Here is a 19937-nt window from a genome sequence, read left to right as displayed (position 1 = left end):
ATGATTAGGCATTTTATTCTTTCTTTCATCAATTTTCAATTATGAAAATTAATTAGCAATTACACAATTTCATTGTTGTACCTCCTATATTTGATAAAATCACTATAGCAAATATTTGAAATTAAGTCAATAAATAATAATGTAGTTTCAACAGAAAAGAAATATTGCATATACTCTAAAATCTAATCTATAATTGAGAAAACTTCGTAACATATATTTACTTTCTTATACCACACATACTAAATAACTGATATGGTTGCTCCTTACCTTCACTTTTCTTCATTCCTGAATAAAATATTTTTGAACCTATGACTTCAAGCCCAGCTTCTTCTATTAAGCCTTCCATTTCTGTAAGCTTAAATCCATTATGTCCACTAAAATCCTGTACTTCATCATGGAAACCACCATTATCAGGACATAGATCTACAACTATTAATTTGCCCTCTTTATTTAGCAAATCATATAGCTTCTTTATTACCTTTAGTAGATCTTCTATATGGTGAAAAACCATAGATGTATAAATCACATCAAACTTTTTATTATCGTTAAATTGAAATAAATCCCCACACCAAGTTTTCATATTTTTTATTTTGTTTTTTTCTATTTTTAATTTTAACTGTTCTATCATTCCTTCAGATAAATCCATCATCAATATATCAGAAAATCTATGAGTTAAATTTTCTGATATAAGCCCTGTACCACATCCAAATTCTAAGGCTCTTAAACTGTTATCTTTATCCAAATAGTTTTCTATTTCAGTACTAATTTTCTTTGCTCTTTGAACCCTACATTCTGTATCCCATTTTTTTGACTCCTCATCAAAGTGCATATCTTCATCCCCTTAAAATAAATTTTTTCCTTTAGTTTATATTTCTTCTTTGCTTCTATCTTTTATAAATAATTTATTTATAAGGATATAGCCTCCAAGAATTATAACTATTCCTAATGCCCATTTAAAAATCTCTGGAATATCTACATCCCTAAGTAAATATCTAAAGCCATCCGCAAGTAAAAATCCTATTATCCAATAGAATATTGATTTAATATCCTTCATTTTAACTATATAGATTTTGCCTTAACATACATAAGACAAACCATTTCCCCCTTTTAATTAAATACTATATACATTTTATCATATATTGAAACATAGATTAAGTAAGGTAAATCTAATATTTTATCTTAATAGTCTTAAAATAAGCTCAGCTGTTCCTCTTCATAATTCTTTCTATAATCCTTGATTATATCCTTCATTTTGTATATAATTCCATATTTATTACATTCTTCAGTGAAGGTCTTCCAAAGCTTCTTTCCATTAGAAGATTCACATTCATATCTATCACCATAGGTATGAATATATTTTCTAACTAAGTTCTCCCTTTGAAATAGTCTACTTAATTGTTCATAGTAATAGGCCCTTTGATTCCCTCTAAGGGTAAGCCCCATTCCATAAGCAAATATAAATTTAGCTCCTGAATTATGAGCTTCTCTAACTATATTTCTTATATTATCTTCTGAATCATTAATAAAAGGAAGAATTGGCATAAGCAATATTCCTGTATATATCCCACTATCACTAAGCTGTTTTATAGCCTTAAACCTTTGGCTACTAGGTGCCACATTAGGTTCTATCCTTTTACATAAATCATCATCAAAGGTAGTTACAGTTATTTTTATTAACACAGGAGAGCGCCTTGAAATCTCCTTTAATATATCAATATCTCTAGTAATTAAAGGGCTCTTGGTGGCAATGGAAACTCCAAAATTATACCTAGTAATCTCCTTCAAAGCTTCCCTTGTTAGCTCATATTCTTTTTCAAATGGATTGTAAGGATCACTCATAGCGCCTGTTCCTATTACACCTTTTTTCCTTTTCCCTTTAAGTTCTTTTCCTATAGCTTCTACAGCTTTTTCTTTTGCTCTAACTCTATCAAAATCTTCTATTTGATAACATTCACTTCTGGAGTCACAATAAATACATCCATGGCAACATCCTTTATAGATATTCATATTATAATTGATATCAAACCATGAATTATTAGGTATATATTGAGATATTAATTTTTTTGCTTTTATGTATTCTATGCTAATCACCCCCTAACTTAAATATAAACTTTTAAAATAAAGTTTATCTTCATACCTTTCATATCAATAATTAAAATAATAACATTATATTTTATCTAAATCATTTTCTGTATAGACTTCAATCCCATTTTCCATTAATAATTCTGCTACTAATCCATTGCCTTCTATTAGTTTTCCTGAAAATGTTCCATCATATACCATACCGTACCCACATGAAGGACTTCTAGACTGTAGTATTGCCTTCTTTATACCAGCAGCTTTAATAATTCCTAAAGTTTTCTCTGCTCCCTTTAAAAAACTTTCGGTTAAATCTATACCGTCCTTACTAATTACTCTTTTATTAGAATTTTCATCTATAAAAATCTCACAACACGCCCTTGGAGTGGGCAAACCAGCTAATTGTTCTGGACATATCGCTATAGCTTTTCCTGCTTTTACTAATTCGGCTACATATTTATTCTCACTATTACTTCCATTATATCTACAATTGACTCCTGCTAAACATGAACTTACTAAATACATATATAGTCCTCCTTTGTTTTTTATCTATAACTTATACTACAATACCTATTAGTAATTTATAGATATAATTATATCATAGCTTATTTTCAAATTAATATATCTTAACTTTCTATGGAGATATAGGTATAATAAAATATGGAGTTTATTCTAAAGAATCATAATTAAAATAATATCTTAATTTAATTATGTAAGAAAACAATCTAACAAATTTAATTTTAAGGAGTTGACATCATGAGTAGTTTAATTCTTGAAGGTGGAACCTTTAGACCTATTTTTAGCGCTGGTATAATGGATGCCCTTTTAGATAATGATATTATGTTTCCTTATTGCATTGGCGTTTCAGCAGGTATTACCAACGGCTTTTCATATATATCAAAACAAAAGAAAAGAAACTATGATATTCTAATTAACCATAGACATGATAAAAGATATATAGGCTTTAGAAACTTTTTTAAATGTAAAAGCTTATTTGGTTTAGATTTTGCTTTTGATGAGTTACCTAATAAGATTTATCCTTTTGATATGGATACCTTTAAAAGCTATGAAGGTAAAATTTTAGTTGGTGTGACTAATGCTAAAACTGGAGTTACCGAATATTTAAATGGTAAAGATTTAGATGAAAAATGCAATATGTTAAGAGCTAGTTGTGCTATACCTCTTTTCTTTCCTCCAGCTATAATTAATGATAATGAATATTTTGATGGAGGCATCTGTGATCCTATTCCTGTATTAAAAGCCATGGAAGATGGAAATGAAAAGCATCTAATTATTCTAACTAGACCTAAGGGGTATATTAAAGAATTAGGTAAAGGCAATATTTTTGCTGCTAAAGTTTTAAAAAAGAAATATCCTAATTTAGTAAAGCCTCTTCTTACACGTCATGAGCTTTACAATGATAGAGTTAAGTATTGTGAACAACTTGAAAGAGATGGCAAAGCTATAATTTTAAGACCTACTGCAGAAGATGGTATTGATAGCTTTGAAAAAGATCTTAATAAAATTAAACACGCCTATAACCACGGATATAATATAGCTTTAGAAAGAATTGATGAAATAAAAAAATTCTTTAGCATTTCATAAAAGTATATTAATAAAACTATTTAAATATTTACCTATAAACCTATAAAACTATATAAATATTAATATATAAAACTAGTTAACTATGAAAATAGTTAACTAGTTCTTCTGTTCATGCGGGTTTCAGAGAATTTACTATTTAGAATATATAGTTATTACCCTCTTTAAAATAGGAAAATCCACATCTAAAATTAGTATAAACAGACTTATATCCCACCATAAATTATTCCTAGTATTATTACCAATACTGTTATAAGGGTAAACCCATATTTTGAAAACATAAAAAATTTATTTCCTAACTTTCTCTTAGCACCTCTATTTATTTCTTCTAACACCTGTTCTTTGTTGTACATAAAGTAAAATACTATAAATACTAACAGTGCAGCTAATGGTGATATTACTATAGTAATTACATCTGCAAAGTTGCTAAACAAATTCATATTTAAATTTAAAGGTATTGATAATACAAATGACACTACAGCTATTAAAATAGTAGCTGTTTTTCTGCTTAATTTTGTTTGTGCCATAAAAGATTCTACTGGCCCTTCTAGCATATTTATTGAAGAACTAATTGCTGCAAATAATACACTTAAAAAGAATAGTATCATAAGTATTTGTCCACCAGGGATAGCTTTAAATATAGTTGGTATTGTTATAAATAATAGAGGTGGACCTGCTGCTGGATCTAAGCCAAAGGCAAATACTGCTGGCATAATAACAAAGGATGCTAATAATGCCGCAATAGTATCAAGTACAGCAGTACTCACTGCAGACCTTGGAATGTCTAAATCCTTCTCTATGTAACTACCATATACCACCATTCCGCATCCATTTAAAGATACTGTGAAGAAGGCTTGACCAAGTGCCATTACCCATGTATTTATTTTAAATAGGTATGACCATTGTGGTGTTAATAGGTACTTCACCCCATCTATAGCTCCAGGTAAAGTTAATGATCTAATAGCTAACAATATAAAAATTCCAAAAAGTATAGGCATTATAATTTTATTTATTTTTTCAATTCCCTTAGATATACCCATACATACAATTATCAAGGCTAGTACTATTGCTAGTAAATTCCATGGTATAGTTTGGGTGCTTCCTGCAAAACTTTCAAAGTACTTAGGTATATCAATATTTTTTATATTTCCACTAAGGCTAAGTCCTAAATACTTAATTATCCAACCTACTACCACATTATAAAACATAAACACTCCTGCAAGTCCTATGGCTGGTATAAATCCAAAGAGAGTTCCTCCCTTTAAACCTTTATTCTTAAATCCTTTTTTAATTCCTGTTAAAGCTCCTCCCTCAGCACCTCTTCCAAAGGCAAACTCTGTAATTAACCCTGTTGATCCTAGTATAAGTACAAAAATAAAGTATGGTATTAAAAATACAGCTCCCCCATTTTGACCTAACCTGTAAGGAAACATCCATATATTTCCAAGTCCTACTGCTGCTCCAATACAAGATATCACAAATCCTGCTCTACTTGTAAAGTTCTCTCTGTTTTTCATGTTCTAATCTCCTTCCTAAAATAAATAAAACCACATAGATTGATTCCATGTGGTTTAAATAAGAAGGCATCAAATATAAAAACCACATAGATATATCTATGTGGTCTAATCACTAAACATTTGAGTATAGCAAATCTTCCTAACCATCATAGACACAAACCAAATTTGTTAAACTGGCTTGCATCTATAATTGTTTATAAATACAAACCCTATCTATAATAGCTAAGATAATATGCCATATTAACTTTTGTTGATTTAAAGTTAATTTCTCTACTCATTTTAATTCTCCTAAGTGTTATATTTTATTAAATACTACCATCATTATATATGTATGTCAACAAATTTTCTTAATACTTTTATTATATAATAATAGTAAATCATAATTTTTATTTTATTAAAAACCTAATTAACTTCTGCATCATATGGCGTATTTCTCCACTTGCATACATTAGATACTAAACCTATAGCTAAAATATTAATTAAAAGTTGGCTTCCACCATAACTAATAAATGGCATGCTTACTGAAACTGTAGGTGCTAATGTCAAGCTAACAGAAATACTTAGTAAAAACTGCACTATAAATAATGCACAAAATCCACTTACTAGTAATTTACCATAGGTTTCTTTAGTACTTTTTCCTATTATACCCATTCTTATTATGAATGCTAAAATTAAAGAAATTAGTATTATTCCAGCAATCCATCCAAAAGAATAAACTATATAGGTAAATATAAAGTCTGTATGAATTTCTGGCAACATATTTGGTATAAAATTTGCTCCCTGTCCAAACAATCCCGCCGATTCCCTTAATTTAACTAGTTGATTATAAATCCATCCCATTCCATCTACATCTAATGAAGGATTAAAAAGCACATGAAATCTTTTTATTCTGTAAGGTTCACTAACCATACAAGATAAAAAGATAACCCCCATAGCTCCAAAGGAAGTTATAATATGTTTTAATTTCACACCTGATATAATCATCAAAGTAATAGCTGATATGGCATATATAATAATGCTAACTGAAGCATTTCCAATAATAAAAAATATTATTGGTACAAAAGCAATAAAAATCCCTTTTAATATACTTTTAATCTCATTCCAATTCCACTTATCAAGCATTCCAGCTAAAGCAATGATTAGAAAAAAAGGTGCTATATTAAAAGCATTAAAACTAATTGGCCCAATAACTATCCAGCCAATTTCTCCATTTATATAGCCTGTATTTATAAAGATTTGGGATATTAACAGAATTATTACTCCACTATAAACATATTTAGAGTACTTTTTTAATTTTCTATAATCAATTTTAAGTAAAACTGCTGTTAATATAATTCCTCCTGATGCATAAATTATAGTCTTACCTAAAAAATTAGCATATGAACTGTGTGTCAATGCATTATTCTTCTGAATGAAGCCTAAAGTAAATATGCTAACTAATATAAATATAGCGGTTATACCTAAAAGCATCCAATCAGGAGATGCTTTATGAACCATATTCAAATCCCTTCCTATAACTTCGTATGAACCCATTTGCATAATAGCTTTATCTATAGCTTCCTCCTCCGTTATTCCAACATCTCTGTACTCTTGTATAATCTCTTCTATGTGATCTATAAGTTCCTCTTTTATATTTTTATGAACTCTTTTATTTTTAACTAATCCACATACTTCTTCTATATACTTTTCTACCTTCGGATGGTTTACTGTAGACATAAATCTCCCTCCCCTAATACTTCATTAACTGTAGAACTAAACAATTTCCATTCTGCTTCTTTTTCTTTGAGAATTTTGTTACCATTTTCCGTTATCTTGTAATATTTTCTCTTACGCTTTCCTTCGCCTTCATCCCAGTAAGCTTCTATAAAATTTTCATTTTCTAAACTATGAAGAATAGGATATAGCGTTCCCTCTTTAAAAGAGAAAATACCCTTAGACCTTTCTTCTATCTCCTTAATCATTTCATATCCGTACATATTTTTTCGATTAAGTAGACTTAATATAAGTATTGTCGTGCTTCCTTTCAAAAGTTCTTTATTTATTTTCATAATTCCACCCCTTACCTCGGTTTACTATACATAGTATATCTATGTATAATTATATATGTATATATTTACATTGTAAAGTATTATCTATTCTAATATTTTATGAATTTTGCTTTTTCCTTAATATATGTTATCATGGTATAAGTATATTTAAGGAGGTTGATGCATATGTGGGCTTTGTATAAGCTCTGTGTGTAATTAATAGTGCTTAGATTCATTTATATACTGAGCTTAATAAATCAACAAAAAATTATTAAAAATAAGTGAGGGATTTATTATGAAAAGTACAACATTTAAAGTATATGAAAGAAGCTCAAAGGAGAATTTAAAGAAGCTTAGAAATTTGGGAGAAGTACCTTGCGTAATCTATGGTGAATTTTTAGAAGAACCTATCTCTGCTAAGATGAATAAAACTGAACTGTTAAAAATGTTAAAAGGCAGTTTTAGTGGTTCTATCATACCTATTGATTTAGAGGGAAAAACTCTAAACTGTGTAGTTAAAGATATTCAAAAAAACAATCTACACGAAATTATACATTTTGATTTACAATATGTTAAACCAAATGAAGTAATTAAACTAACTATTCCTATAAATTATATAGGTCAAGAAAATTTGGAATCTAAAAGACTAGTTTTAGAAACCTTTAGACCATATCTTGATTTTCAAGGAAATGTAGAAAAGATTCCAGAATATATTGAAGTTAATGTAGCTAATATGCAATTTAATGATAAACTACTAGCTAAAGATATTAATATTCCAAGTGAAGTAACCCTTCTTACTCCTGAGGACACTATCTTAGCTGTAGTAAATGGCTAATGCAAAATGAAATTTAAATTTAAAAAAGTGCTGATCTTATAAAAGACTAGCACTTTTTTCTTATATTTATTTAAATTACGTCTTAAAAAGATAACTGTTTAAATCCCTTTCCATGAGCTTCATTCACATTCATTATGGATATCACTGCATTAGCATCAATATCTAGTATAGCTTTCTTGGCCTTTTCCACTTGTTTAGAACTCATTATAGAATATATAACTTTCTTTTTCTCTCCTGTAAAAGCACCTTCTCCATGAAGAAAGGTAACACCTCTTCCCAAAAGTTCCAAGATAGAATTTTTTATTTCCTCTGGATTATTACTTATCACTATAATTAATTTTCTCTCATTAGTCATAGTAATAGCGTTATCTAGAATATAGGCTCTTATAAATAGAGATATTAACGTATAGATAGTTATAGTTAGATCATTTAAAATTAACCCTGTAAAAACAATGACTCCATTTAATATAAATGTCATAGAAGCTAAATTAACACCATACTTTTTCTTTAAAGCAATAGCTATTATATCCGTTCCACCTTCTGAAGCCTTATTTAAAAATATTATGGCCATACCAAAACCACATAAAACTCCTCCACTTATGCATGATATTAATAAATCATCTACTTTAATAAATCTAGTTATATCTTCAGTTAATATTAAAAATATGGACATTGATATCATACCAATAAAACTTAAAAACCCAAATTCCTTATTAATTACCTTAATTCCAAAACAAAATATAGGTATATTGATAAACAATGTAAAATACCCTGAAGGAATATCTGTTACATATTGTAAAAGTAATGCTATCCCAGCTACTCCCCCACTTAAAAACTTATGTGGAACTATAAACATATTTACACTTAAAGAATAAATTAAACTTCCTAAAAGAATTAATGATACTTGACCTAGTTTTTCTTTGATATTACTATCAGAGATAAATTGTTTAGTTACATATATACTACTCATTGTAATCTCCTTGTCTTAGCTAATATTATTAATGACCTTAAGATTAATCACTCCCCTGCATTTCATGTATATAAACTTATGTTTTTATACATGAAAAAAGACATCCTATACGGGATGTCTAGTATAACAATTAAAAGATTTACAAAAGTAGTTTCTCTTATGAAAAGCACTAAATACATCTTTCATGTTAGACACCTCCCAGTTTCCCCGTGGGTTTTTTGGTCTATATCCTATGGCAGGTCTCCTGACTTCATATCAACATGTATTCTAACCTTCCCATTAACTAAGTTAACAGTGGCTTATCTAGAATACACTCCTTGTTACAGTGACGGGTTCGTGTTGGATTTTCACCAACTTCCCTTTTAATTTAAAGAATAAACTTTAAAACCATAAAATATATTTAATTTTATACATTCATTATATCATTGTTTATAGTGAATTTAAAGCCAAATCAATGATGTTATACATGAACCATATTTATTATTAAGCTTTATTTGCTTCACCTGCTTTAAATATTGCAATTTTAGTACATAGTGGGCCTATTAACTCATATATAACAGTTCCTGCCAATATTATAGTTCTAATTTGGGTACCATAAGCTGGTAATTCATTTTGAACTATAAGTGCTAGTCCAATAGCTACTCCTGCCTGTGGTACTAAAGTTAATCCTAAGTATTTTTGAACTATAGGTTCTGATTTAGCTATCTTAGCTCCTAAATAAGCTCCTAAAACTTTACCAATAACTCTAGCTATTACATAGCCAGCTCCAATTATACCTACAGTCTTCAAAACTGACATATCTAGTTCTAATCCTGATATGGTAAAGAATGCTATAAATATTGGATTAGTAAATTCATCTAATACAGTAAGTAATTTAGTTTTACCATCGGTAATGTTACTAATGGTTCCACCCATAACCATACAAGTTAATAATCCAGACAAATGTAATTTGTTAGCTAGGCCTATAGCTAATAAAATTACACCTATAGCCATGCTCATAGTTTGCTCTCTACTGTTAGATAACCTATTAATAAATGCTAACACAAATCCTAGTATTATTCCTAAAACAGCAGATCCTATAATCTCTATAAAAGGATTCATTATTGACATCACTGTCAAAGCTCCTGTACCATTTGTTAAAGCTTTTGCAATAGATAAAGCTATTCCAAAGGCTATAACTGCAATGGCATCATCTATAGCAACTACTGGTATAAGAGTATTTACTAAGGGTCCCTTAGCTCTATATTGCTTTAGAACCATAATTGTAGCTGCAGGTGCTGTTGCTGAAGCTATTGCGCCTAAAGATAAACTAAAAGCTAATGGTTGCTTAAATACTGTTATCATAACTAAAGTTACAACTACTACTGCCATAAGTGCTTCAAATAAAGCTATAATTATAATTCCAGAACCAATTTTCTTTAAATCCTTAAAATTAAGAGAACTACCTATACTATAAGCAATAAACCCTAAGGCTGCCTCTGAAATAACTGTTAATCCATGGATAGCTTCAGTAGGTACAATCTTTAAAACAAAAGGTCCTATTATTATCCCTGCTACTAAGTATCCTGTTACCTTTGGTAGTTTAATATAACTTACTAGTAATCCTAAAAATATACCTGCAAGTATTACTATCCCTAGTACATATAACCAATTCATCTTTAACTTCAGTCCCTCCTATTTTTGTTGAAAGCTACCTCCAATTACTCTATTAACCGGAATTGTAAATGCTATTCCATTACCTGGACCATTTAATCCTCCAGTTACTTTGTTAATAATTTCTAGTGCTTGTTCTATTCTTTCTTTCTTTAAAACGGTAAATACTGTTTTATTAGATGACCTTCCTTTGTTTAATAACAATTGAAGTGAAGAAAACATACTTGCATCTTCACAACTAGATAAAATATTAGCCATCCCTACAGTATCAATAATTGTAGACCCACTTATACCTATGTTAGTGAATTCAACCATTATTTCCTCTAAATCTCTTGGGTCATTTAATACAAATATAAGAACTTCCATTTATATCCCTCCTCTTCCTTATATATCTATTATATATTTTCGGTTGATTAAAATCAAATTTACATAAATTTTATTTAATTAAACTAAATTTAACAAAGTGCATAAAATATTTATATTTTGCGTTCACATACCAACTTACTACAACATATTATAAATTATATTGTATCAATAAAATGGAGTGTATTAATATGAGAATGGCTAATGATAAATTTAGTATTAACGATATAATTATGAATCATGGTATGCCTGAACCAACAGCTTATGCAGTAATTGAAGGTGGACCTTTAGCTCCTGAACTACGTGGCAGAGCATTATTTTGCTGTTTAGATGATGGGATAATTCTTAGAGTATATATTACTGGTATTCCAAGATACAACTCTGAAGGAAAACCTTCACTTTTCCATGGATTTCATATTCATGAGTTTGAAAGTTGTAATATAGGTGATCCAAGTGATCCTTTTAAAACTACTGGTGGACATTGGAATCCAACAAATGAACCTCACCCTTATCATTATGGAGATCTTCCACCACTAATGTCATCAAATGGTATTGCTGCAATGGATGTTTATTTAAGCAGATTTTCTATAAAAGATATTGTTGGAAAAGCTATCATAATCCATGAAAATGCTGATGACTTTACTAGTCAACCTGCTGGTAATTCTGGGAAACGATTAGCTTGTGGAATAATAATGCCTACTTAGATACTGTTAATACTTATTAATTGTTAATACAAATTCTATATATCAAGCTTATAAATTTTATACTAAAGTAAAGAACTATATCAAAACATATCTTGATATAGTTCTTTACTACTTTATTTTACTACTTTACAATATTTCTTTTTAAAAATTCTTTCTTACTGTTTATAATATCATCTAAGGTTATAAAATTTATACTATCTCTACTAAATTCTTCATCACATATTCTAATACTCTGAGTTCTTATAAGATTATCTAAATACTGTTTTATCATTAATCCATTTTTTATTACTAAATTTGGATTACCGTATATGTCTATTATAGTTTTATTAATTTCCTCTTCTGCATCCTTCGATAAAGAATATCCCTTTTTACTTAATATACTTAATGCTATATTACATAGTCCCATATAATCATAATCTTCAAAATCAAACCAAGTTGGAAATCTATAGTTAAAGGCTGGATTAGATAATACTAGTTTTTTCATCCCTTCTTTTTCTCCTGAAAGGATTAATATAACCTTATTATTTTTATCTAAGAATTTAATGAAATCTGATACTATTTTATTATATTGCTGTTCCTCTAGGAGAAGGTCTACCCTATTTAGAAATAGCATTTTCCCTGAAAATTTACTAAATATATCTTCAATTTTTATTCCCTTATTAATCATTGCCATGAATTCATATTTATCCATTTCTACAATGTTTTTGGCTTTAACTATTCCCATACTATAATACATTTCTGAGAGAATATTAGCTACAGTTTTCTTCCCTGTTCCATTTTCCCCTGTAAATATTATATTCATATATCTATTGATATCTGAGCCTAATCCTAATTTCTTTCTTCTTTCTCTAACTTTTAAAAGCTTATATTGATTTTTCAAAAATTCCTTTGCATCCTCATTACCAACTAATAGCTCTAATCTACTATCTAGATTAAAGATATTATCATCTTCAATAACATTTATATTTTCTACATCCTTAGCAGTTATAAGGTTCATCTCATAGACACTGATATCCTCTTCTACAATTCTTATGCTTTGATTTCTGATTAGTTTTTCCACATAATTTCTAACCATCCTTCCATTTCCTGATTGTGCATCTGAGTTATTGTAGATTTCAACAAAGCTTTTCTTTAAAGCTATGTATCCATTCTTAGATAACTTAAACCCCTTTGCTTCAACAAGCTTTACAGCCATCTCAAAAAGTTCATTGGGATTATAGTCTGCAAAATTAGTCCATAATGGAAATCTTGACCTTAATCCAATGTTTACATCGAAGAATTCTTCCATTTCTTCTTCATACCCAGCTAATATCACTATTACTTCTTTAGAATAATCTTCAATTAACTTTAACAGAGTCTCTATGGCTTCAATTCCTAATGAGTCATTTGCAAGGGTATATGCTTCATCAATAAATAATACTCCACCTAAAGCTTCTTTAAACTTCTCTTCTGTTTTCTTTGGGGTTTCCCCTGGAATTTCTGATACAAAACTTGATCTATCAGTTTCTACTAGTTGGCCTACCTTTAATAGTCCCATACTATTTAGCATTTCAGCTACTAATCTTGCTATGCTTGTTTTACCTGTACCTGGATTACCTGTAAATACCATATTTAAATTTTGCTCTATCTTAGTATTTACTCCAACAGACTTCCTTTTTTCTTGAGCAACTATAAGCTTATATTGACTTCTTAATAGTTTTTTAACGTCATCAAGTCCTATTATTTCATTTAATTTTTCTTCTAAATCAAACTTTGCATTTGCTCTAAAGTTAAAGTTATCTCTATCTAATAAATCAATTTCCTTATCACTATTAGTTAGATACTTTTTAGAAGCATCAATTATTGCATTTTCCACTATGTTTCTTACAAACCTAGCATTACCTAAATCATTTTTGCCTGTAATTTGGTTTCTTGTAAATAAATCTATTAACCCTGCTTTTACATTTTTGGTTATTCTATACCCCTTAGATTTAGCTATGTTAACTGCTATTTCATACATTTCTACTGGATTGTAATCTTTAAAGTGTATAGTATTCGAAAATCTAGATTTTAGACCTTGATTTATAGTTAAAAATCTTTCCATATCCTTTTCATAACCAGCTAATATGACTATTAAATTATCTCTATTGTCCTCAATGCCCTTAAGTAATGCATCTACTATTTCCTTACCTACCTTATCTTCTTCACTTTCACATAAGGAATATGCTTCATCTATAAATAGTACTCCTCCTAAGGCGGAACTAATTATATCATTTGTTCTCTTAGCTGTATCATTAATGTTCTCTGTAACGAAATCTGCTTTACTCACCTCTACAAATACACCTTTAGATAATATACCTAAGGCGTTTAAATATTCAAAGGTAACCCTAGCTGCATTAGTCTTTCCTGTGCCTGCATTTCCCGTAAATATCATATTCATAGATATCTTTGAAGTTTTTAGTCCAAGTCTTTTTCTTATTTTTTGTACCTTCCAATTATTTTCAACATTTATTATAAAATTCTTAAGTTCCTCTATACCTATTATAGAATCCAATTTATATTTTACTTCTTCAAGGGTAGGTACTAGATAGTTTTCTAACTTGTATATTTCATCATCTGATTTGCAATATATCTCATTCTTATCTACATATATTAAAATCTGACTTTCATTATAAAGTCCTTCTTTTTGTATTAGGTTCATAATTGGTTTGTAAATTTTATAGGATATATATTCACTGATTCCAAAATTGCTATCTTCTATGAAGTTTTCTTGTAAGAAACTACAAATTCCAAAGTTATCTTCCTCTTCATCTTTATTCTCTATTCCAAGAACTATATTTCCTTGCATATGCTTTTGTATACCATCTATTGACCTTAACACTTCTCTTCTAATTACTTTATTTTGTTCCTCTTCTGTAAGGCTTTCAGTATATAATACCTCTTCCCTATTATCTAAAATTCCATCTCCTATTACATTATCATCACTATTATAAATAAATATGAAAAACTTATTATGACAGATAAATTCTCCTATATTGTCTATATCCTTAATCTTTGCTTCAATAAGAAACTTATTTTTCATAATGTAGTTATCTTTTAACTTTAAACAAGTATTAGGATATATTTCTGATAACACATTTAAAATATTTTCTGAAGCTTTTTCAGTATTTTTAAACATTATTACCTGTGAACTACTATTTAGTTTTTCATATAAGTCACTTAAAAAAGCATTATATCCTAAATTAAAACTGTAAGAAGCTAAATCTATTTCATCTATATGATAATCTTCAGTTATTCCTTCCTCATTAAGTTTTTCAAATAATAACCTTACACTAGCTTTTTTAAAAGTTCCTCGTTTACCAGCTAAAAGTAATATGCCCTTCTTATCTTCTTCAAACTTTTCTTTAAAATAATTGCACAATTTATGAATGAATTCTCCTTGCCCTATTATTTCATTATTCATTTTTTTTACTATATTTAAAAAACCATTACTTAAACTTTTGTCTTTCATATATAACTTCACCCTTTCTTTTGTTTATGTTGTTATCTTTGTATTATAATTTCTTTACTAATTATATAGTTCTTCTAAATCTTTTAGTAATTGAATTTTACCTCTTGATATTAATAAATATCCTTTTTTCTCTAGTTCCTTAAGCTTTCTGCTTATTACTTCTCTTGAAGAATCTAATTCAAAAGCAAGTTCCCCATGGGTTGTATAAATTATTTTAGTATTCTTACTAAGTAATAATTTAACCAATCTACTTTCTAAAGATTCATGAATTCTAGCTTCTTTGTTTTCTATAACCCCTCTAAATTTTGAATATAAATCTTTATATATAACTTGCATAAATCTAAAATCACTTAATAAATAGGCTTTCACTATATCTGATGGTAAAATAGCAATTAAAGAGTCTTGCATGGCTATGCCTTCTATATTTAGTGATTGACAATTTACAAAGCAGCTTAATGCTTCATGACATAGCTCACCACGCTCTACATTGTATAAATTAGTTTCATTTCCCTCTTCTGTTACTTTTTGAACCTTTATAATTCCACTTATAACAAATAACATACCTATGCAGTTTCCACTATCTGTTTTTAAATACTCCTCACTTAATAAACTTTTAAAAATTACATTTTTTCTTATAATTTCATGGCTATCATCTATTTCTTTTAATACAGGATAAGCATCATACAAAGCTTCAAGTCTTTTATTAAATACATCTAAACTATTTAACATATTATCCTCCTAAAAAATTGCTTGTGTGACTATATCACATATTTTCTTTTAATTATACAGTTATAATATGCTTACTACAACATTTATAAAACAGGAGGATATAAATTTATGGAAAAGAAAATTGTTAAAAGGAAGGCTTATGTGGATACTAGCTACTGTGTAGCCTGTGGTGCTTGTGAAAAAGTCTGTCCCCTTGGAGCCATTGCTATTAACAAGGGTATTTTTTCAAAGGTTGATTATGATAAATGTGTTGGATGTGGAAAATGTGTTAAAGCTTGCCCTGCATCTACTATAGAAATTAAACAACTAGGAGGCAACTAATGAAAAGGAAGAAAAAGCATCTTTATGAATATCTTTGGATATTATCATCCCTATATTTAATTTTAGGGTTATTTAATATACTCTTTGCTTGGCTAGGGTTAATTTGCTTTATCGTACCTTTATTAATTTCAATAGTTAAAGGAAATAAAGGCTATTGCAATAAATATTGTGGTAGAGGACAACTATTAGATTTATTAGGTAATAAATTAAAATTATCAAGAAATAAGCCTATGCCTAAATTTTTAAAATCTAAATATTTTAGATACGGATTTTTAATTTTCTTTTTAACTATGTTCATTAGTATGGTATTTAACACATATTTAGTTTTCCAAGGGACAAATACTCTAAAAGAAGTTCTTACTATACTTTGGACCTTTAAATTACCTTGGAACTTCACAGATTTATCCTATGTTTCTCCTTGGATAGTTCAATTTAGTTTTGGCTTCTATAGCTTAATGTTAACTTCAACTTTCCTAGGTATAATTACCATGGCCCTTTATAAACCACGTTCTTGGTGTGTTTATTGTCCAATGGGTACCATGACTCAAGGAATTTGTATAATTAAAGATATGAAAAAATAGAGGGCTAACCCTCTATTTTTATTATATCTAGAATCTAAAATCACGTTTTCCTTCATTAAGTTCTTTTAGGTGTTCCTCTACAATACCCTTAACTTTAGGATTAGGAATTTTCATAGCTTCATTTTTTATGACTTCTTCGCCTTTAGCTTTTGTATCTTCAGATGCATAATCCTCTAGATACTCTTTTAAAGTCATTAGGGCGTTAGGTAAACAACAGTTAGAAATTTGACCTGATTTTACTAACTGCATAAATCTGTCTCCTGTTCTACCTTCACGATAACAAGCAGTACAAAAACTAGGAATATATCCCATGCCAAGTAACCAATTTACAATTTCATCTAGAGTTCTTGTATCACTGATATCAAATTGTGCTGAATTTTCTTCTTCTTTTTCCTTCTGAGCATATCCTCCAACACTTGTACATGAAGCTCCACTAATTTGAGAAACTCCAAGATGAAGCACTCTTTCTCTAGATTTTTGAGATTCCCTTGTAGATACAATAATTCCTGTATAAGGTACTGAAATACGTAAGATTGCAACAATCTTTGCAAATATATCATCAGAAATTCCATTAGTAAAATCTTCTGGATTTACTTCATCAGCAGGACAAATTCTAGGTACACTGATAGTATGTGGTCCTACTCCCATGGATGCTTCTAAATGCTCTGCATGCATAAGTAATCCAACAAAATCATACTTATACATGTTTAATCCAAATAAAACTCCTATACCAACGTCATCTATACCACCCTCCATAGCTCTATCCATAGCTTCAGTGTGATAATTATAATCATGCTTTGGTCCTGTTGGATGTAATTCTTCATATAATTTTTTATTATAAGTTTCTTGGAATAATATATATGTTCCTATTCCAGCTTCTTTTAATTTTCTATAATTCTCAACAGTAGTAGCAGCAATATTTACATTTACTCTTCTTATAGCACCATTTTTATGTTTTATGCTATATATAGTCTTTATACTTTCTAATACATATTCTATAGGAGAATTTATAGGATCTTCACCTGTTTCTAGTGCAAGTCTTTTATGTCCAAGATCCTGTAATGCAATTACTTCCTTTTTAATCTCTTCTTGAGTAAGTTTCTTTCTAGCTATATGTTTGTTTCCATGGTGATACGGACAGTATATACATCCATTAACACAGTAATTAGAAAGGTATAATGGAGCAAACATAACTATACGATTACCATAAAATTTATTCTTTATCTCCATAGCTAGCTCTTCTATCTTTTTATTTTCTTCTTCTAAATCACATTCTAATAGTACTGCTGCTTCTTGGTGGTTTAAACCTTTACATTCTCTAGCCTTCTCTATAATACTATTTATTAACTCTTTATTATTTTTATTTTTCTTAGCATATTCAAGGGTTGATAATATTTCTCCATCTTCAATAAATTCAGTTGCTACCTTAGATTTTACATTATACATACATCTACTCTTCTTTCTTAATAAGATTTTAAGTGCTTTATTCTAATATATACCTAATTCGTTCTGATTTTATATATTTACTCTACTTCTTTGAATAGATCGTTTTTACAGTAATACCATCGAGCATACCCAACTTACCAGATAATGAACTAATAATATCATTAGTTGCATCTATAATTACGCTGATAACACACACCTCCTTGTCGCGATATGGTACCCCCATTCTCCCAACAATATATTGTCCATAGTCATGTAAAATATTATTTAATTTTTCTGTAGCTGTAGTATCCTCTACTATAATTCCAATCAATGCGATTCTTGTTTCCAAAGCTTAAGCTCCCCTCAAAAAAATACTCTCTGCGTCCCAATAGAGAGCAGAGATAGTATATCGCTATCCTATGACACCGCCTTATCATTTGGGCTAACCCTCATGTAATTCAGAACGATTTAAATCTATTACTCTTCCTCCTTGGATACTTCCTTAGAGTAAGACTACATTTTTATTTTAACACCTATTACAAATATTATCAATTATTACTTATACATTGAAAAACACTTTAACTTTGTATACAATTAATTGGGACAACCATATAAAATATGAGAAATAGATTAACAAAATACTAGAAAGGATATTAATTATGGGAAATTTGATTTTATCAATTAATGTAGTTTTACCACTGTTTCTTACCATGGCTTTAGGATATATATTAAAGCGATTGAAAATGTTTGATGACAATACTCTAAAGGTTATGAATAGTATCACCTTTAAGGCTTTTTTGCCTCTATTGTTATTTTATAATATATATAAAACAGATTTAAAAGGAGCTATAAATCCGAAACTTATTTGCTTTGCACTTATAAGTGTTACCCTTACCTTTATAGTACTATGCATTCTCATTCCCCTTATTGAAAAGGATAATAAAAAACGTGGTGTTTTGATACAAGGTATATTTCGTAGCAACTTTATAATATTTGGTCTACCTGTAGCATGTTCCCTATTTAGTGAAGACAAAGTTGGTGTTGTAGCTATACTAATAGCCACTGTTGTTCCTTTTTTTAATATGTTAGCAGTGATATCCTTAGAAATTTTTAGATGCGGAAAGCTAGATATTAAAAATACTCTAAAAGGAATTATTACTAATCCTTTAATTATAACATCAGCAATTGGACTATTATTTCTTATCTTTGGAATAAAACTTCCAACAGCTATTGAAAAATCCATAAGTGATATATCACGAATTGCTACACCTCTTTCCCTTATTTTACTTGGTGGTTCCTTTTCTTTCACCGATGTAAAAGCTCACTTGAAACAAACTATTATAGGTGTAACTGGTAGACTTATTGTAGTTCCTAGTATTCTTATGCCTATAAGTATATGGTTAGGTTTTAGAGATATAGAACTTATAGCGTTAATGCTTATCTTTGCATCCCCTACTGCTATTTCTTCCTTCACTATGGCTCAAAAAATGGATGGTGATAGTGAATTAGCTGCCCAAATAGTAGTATTTACTTCAGCCTTTTGTATACTTACAGTATTCCTGTGGATATTCACATTAAAACAGTTTAGTTTAATTTAGGGGATAGATTAAATATATAGTTGGACTATGTAAAAATAATCCG

The 19937-nt window shown here is 29.0% G+C and carries 20 protein-coding genes and 1 riboswitch; of the genes, 6 read left to right on the top strand and 14 right to left on the bottom strand.

The genetic code is table 11. The features are described 5' to 3' along the window. Nucleotides 1-217 precede the first annotated feature (217 nt). From B2P65_RS01410 to B2P65_RS01395, 4 genes are all read right to left on the bottom strand, one after another. Nucleotides 218-829 carry a class I SAM-dependent methyltransferase gene (locus tag B2P65_RS01410; protein WP_346879481.1) on the bottom strand — a complete coding sequence of 204 codons (612 nt, stop codon included), beginning with the start codon at nucleotides 827-829 and terminating at the stop codon, nucleotides 218-220. 36 nt (nucleotides 830-865) lie between these two features. After that, entirely contained in the window at nucleotides 866-1054 is a 189-nt protein-coding gene (locus B2P65_RS01405; protein WP_035130112.1) for a hypothetical protein, read from the bottom strand. Between the two features lie 134 nt (nucleotides 1055-1188). Next, nucleotides 1189-2088: an SPL family radical SAM protein gene (locus B2P65_RS01400; RefSeq protein WP_346847431.1), complete on the bottom strand. Its 900-nt coding sequence runs from the start codon at nucleotides 2086-2088 to the stop codon at nucleotides 1189-1191. A gap of 78 nt (nucleotides 2089-2166) precedes the next feature. Beyond that, nucleotides 2167-2604, bottom strand: a complete 438-nt coding sequence (locus B2P65_RS01395) for a DUF523 domain-containing protein (RefSeq protein ID WP_346879480.1) — start codon at nucleotides 2602-2604, stop codon at nucleotides 2167-2169. Between the two features lie 231 nt (nucleotides 2605-2835). Between B2P65_RS01395 and B2P65_RS01390 the strand changes: the two genes are divergently transcribed. Then, the gene (locus tag B2P65_RS01390) at nucleotides 2836-3684 is read left to right on the top strand and encodes a patatin-like phospholipase family protein (protein ID WP_035130106.1); all 849 of its coding nucleotides are present in this window, start codon (nucleotides 2836-2838) and stop codon (nucleotides 3682-3684) included. Between the two features lie 203 nt (nucleotides 3685-3887). Here B2P65_RS01390 and B2P65_RS01385 read toward each other — a convergent pair whose 3' ends face one another. From B2P65_RS01385 to B2P65_RS01375, 3 genes are all read right to left on the bottom strand, one after another. Then, on the bottom strand, nucleotides 3888-5198 hold the full coding sequence (locus B2P65_RS01385) for a sodium-dependent transporter (RefSeq protein ID WP_346847333.1): 1311 nt from the start codon (nucleotides 5196-5198) through the stop codon (nucleotides 3888-3890). Nucleotides 5199-5600: 402 nt separating this feature from the next. Further along, the gene (locus B2P65_RS01380) at nucleotides 5601-6914 is read right to left on the bottom strand and encodes an FtsW/RodA/SpoVE family cell cycle protein (protein ID WP_346847332.1); all 1314 of its coding nucleotides are present in this window, start codon (nucleotides 6912-6914) and stop codon (nucleotides 5601-5603) included. After that, nucleotides 6902-7246 carry a PadR family transcriptional regulator gene (locus tag B2P65_RS01375; RefSeq protein WP_035133937.1) on the bottom strand — a complete coding sequence of 115 codons (345 nt, stop codon included), beginning with the start codon at nucleotides 7244-7246 and terminating at the stop codon, nucleotides 6902-6904. Before B2P65_RS01375 ends, B2P65_RS01380 begins: the two co-directional genes overlap by 13 nt. Before the next feature lie 274 nt (nucleotides 7247-7520). On the opposite strand from B2P65_RS01375, the gene B2P65_RS01370 reads away from it, so the two are divergent. Continuing rightward, nucleotides 7521-8060: a 50S ribosomal protein L25 gene (locus B2P65_RS01370; RefSeq protein ID WP_035133935.1), complete on the top strand. Its 540-nt coding sequence runs from the start codon at nucleotides 7521-7523 to the stop codon at nucleotides 8058-8060. 82 nt (nucleotides 8061-8142) lie between these two features. On the opposite strand, the gene B2P65_RS01365 is transcribed toward B2P65_RS01370, so the two are convergent. From B2P65_RS01365 to B2P65_RS01355, 3 genes are all read right to left on the bottom strand, one after another. Continuing rightward, a complete protein-coding gene (locus B2P65_RS01365) occupies nucleotides 8143-9030 on the bottom strand; it encodes a YitT family protein (protein WP_346847331.1) in 888 nt (295 codons plus the stop codon). A gap of 217 nt (nucleotides 9031-9247) precedes the next feature. Then, nucleotides 9248-9437: riboswitch (cobalamin riboswitch) on the bottom strand. A 76-nt stretch (nucleotides 9438-9513) separates the two neighbouring features. Then, nucleotides 9514-10686 (bottom strand): cation:proton antiporter, encoded by a 1173-nt coding sequence (locus B2P65_RS01360; protein ID WP_346847330.1) that lies wholly within the window; start codon nucleotides 10684-10686, stop codon nucleotides 9514-9516. Nucleotides 10687-10704: 18 nt separating this feature from the next. Next, on the bottom strand, nucleotides 10705-11049 hold the full coding sequence (locus B2P65_RS01355; protein ID WP_346847329.1) for a hypothetical protein: 345 nt from the start codon (nucleotides 11047-11049) through the stop codon (nucleotides 10705-10707). Nucleotides 11050-11237: 188 nt separating this feature from the next. Here B2P65_RS01355 and B2P65_RS01350 point away from each other — a divergent pair, with 188 nt between their 5' ends. After that, on the top strand, nucleotides 11238-11750 hold the full coding sequence (locus tag B2P65_RS01350; RefSeq protein WP_346877249.1) for a superoxide dismutase family protein: 513 nt from the start codon (nucleotides 11238-11240) through the stop codon (nucleotides 11748-11750). A gap of 121 nt (nucleotides 11751-11871) precedes the next feature. Here B2P65_RS01350 and B2P65_RS01345 read toward each other — a convergent pair whose 3' ends face one another. Continuing rightward, nucleotides 11872-15240: an AAA family ATPase gene (locus tag B2P65_RS01345; RefSeq protein WP_346879479.1), complete on the bottom strand. Its 3369-nt coding sequence runs from the start codon at nucleotides 15238-15240 to the stop codon at nucleotides 11872-11874. 57 nt (nucleotides 15241-15297) lie between these two features. Then, complete coding sequence (locus B2P65_RS01340; RefSeq protein WP_346847326.1) at nucleotides 15298-15969, bottom strand: Crp/Fnr family transcriptional regulator; 672 nt, start codon at nucleotides 15967-15969, stop codon at nucleotides 15298-15300. Between the two features lie 108 nt (nucleotides 15970-16077). On the opposite strand from B2P65_RS01340, the gene B2P65_RS01335 reads away from it, so the two are divergent. Continuing rightward, nucleotides 16078-16290 (top strand): 4Fe-4S binding protein, encoded by a 213-nt coding sequence (locus tag B2P65_RS01335; RefSeq protein WP_150845245.1) that lies wholly within the window; start codon nucleotides 16078-16080, stop codon nucleotides 16288-16290. Next, nucleotides 16290-16871, top strand: coding sequence for a 4Fe-4S binding protein (locus B2P65_RS01330; RefSeq protein ID WP_346847325.1), 582 nt, complete (start codon nucleotides 16290-16292; stop codon nucleotides 16869-16871). Before B2P65_RS01335 ends, B2P65_RS01330 begins: the two co-directional genes overlap by 1 nt. 27 nt (nucleotides 16872-16898) lie before the next feature. On the opposite strand, the gene hydG is transcribed toward B2P65_RS01330, so the two are convergent. Together hydG and B2P65_RS01320 are read right to left on the bottom strand one after the other, a co-directional pair. Further along, nucleotides 16899-18317 carry a [FeFe] hydrogenase H-cluster radical SAM maturase HydG gene (gene hydG / locus B2P65_RS01325; RefSeq protein WP_346877245.1) on the bottom strand — a complete coding sequence of 473 codons (1419 nt, stop codon included), beginning with the start codon at nucleotides 18315-18317 and terminating at the stop codon, nucleotides 16899-16901. Nucleotides 18318-18399: 82 nt separating this feature from the next. Then, nucleotides 18400-18645 carry a TM1266 family iron-only hydrogenase system putative regulator gene (locus B2P65_RS01320; protein WP_150845249.1) on the bottom strand — a complete coding sequence of 82 codons (246 nt, stop codon included), beginning with the start codon at nucleotides 18643-18645 and terminating at the stop codon, nucleotides 18400-18402. A gap of 310 nt (nucleotides 18646-18955) precedes the next feature. On the opposite strand from B2P65_RS01320, the gene B2P65_RS01315 reads away from it, so the two are divergent. Further along, nucleotides 18956-19894 carry an AEC family transporter gene (locus B2P65_RS01315; RefSeq protein WP_346879478.1) on the top strand — a complete coding sequence of 313 codons (939 nt, stop codon included), beginning with the start codon at nucleotides 18956-18958 and terminating at the stop codon, nucleotides 19892-19894. The last annotated feature ends 43 nt before the right edge of the window (nucleotides 19895-19937 follow it).

This window comes from Clostridium sp. UBA3061 (assembly GCF_002367465.1).
Classification (GTDB): Bacteria; Bacillota; Clostridia; order Clostridiales; family Clostridiaceae; genus Clostridium_J; species Clostridium_J sulfidigenes.
The sequence above is the reverse complement of the archived record's forward strand: the minus strand, read 5'-3'. Positions and strand labels throughout refer to the sequence as shown.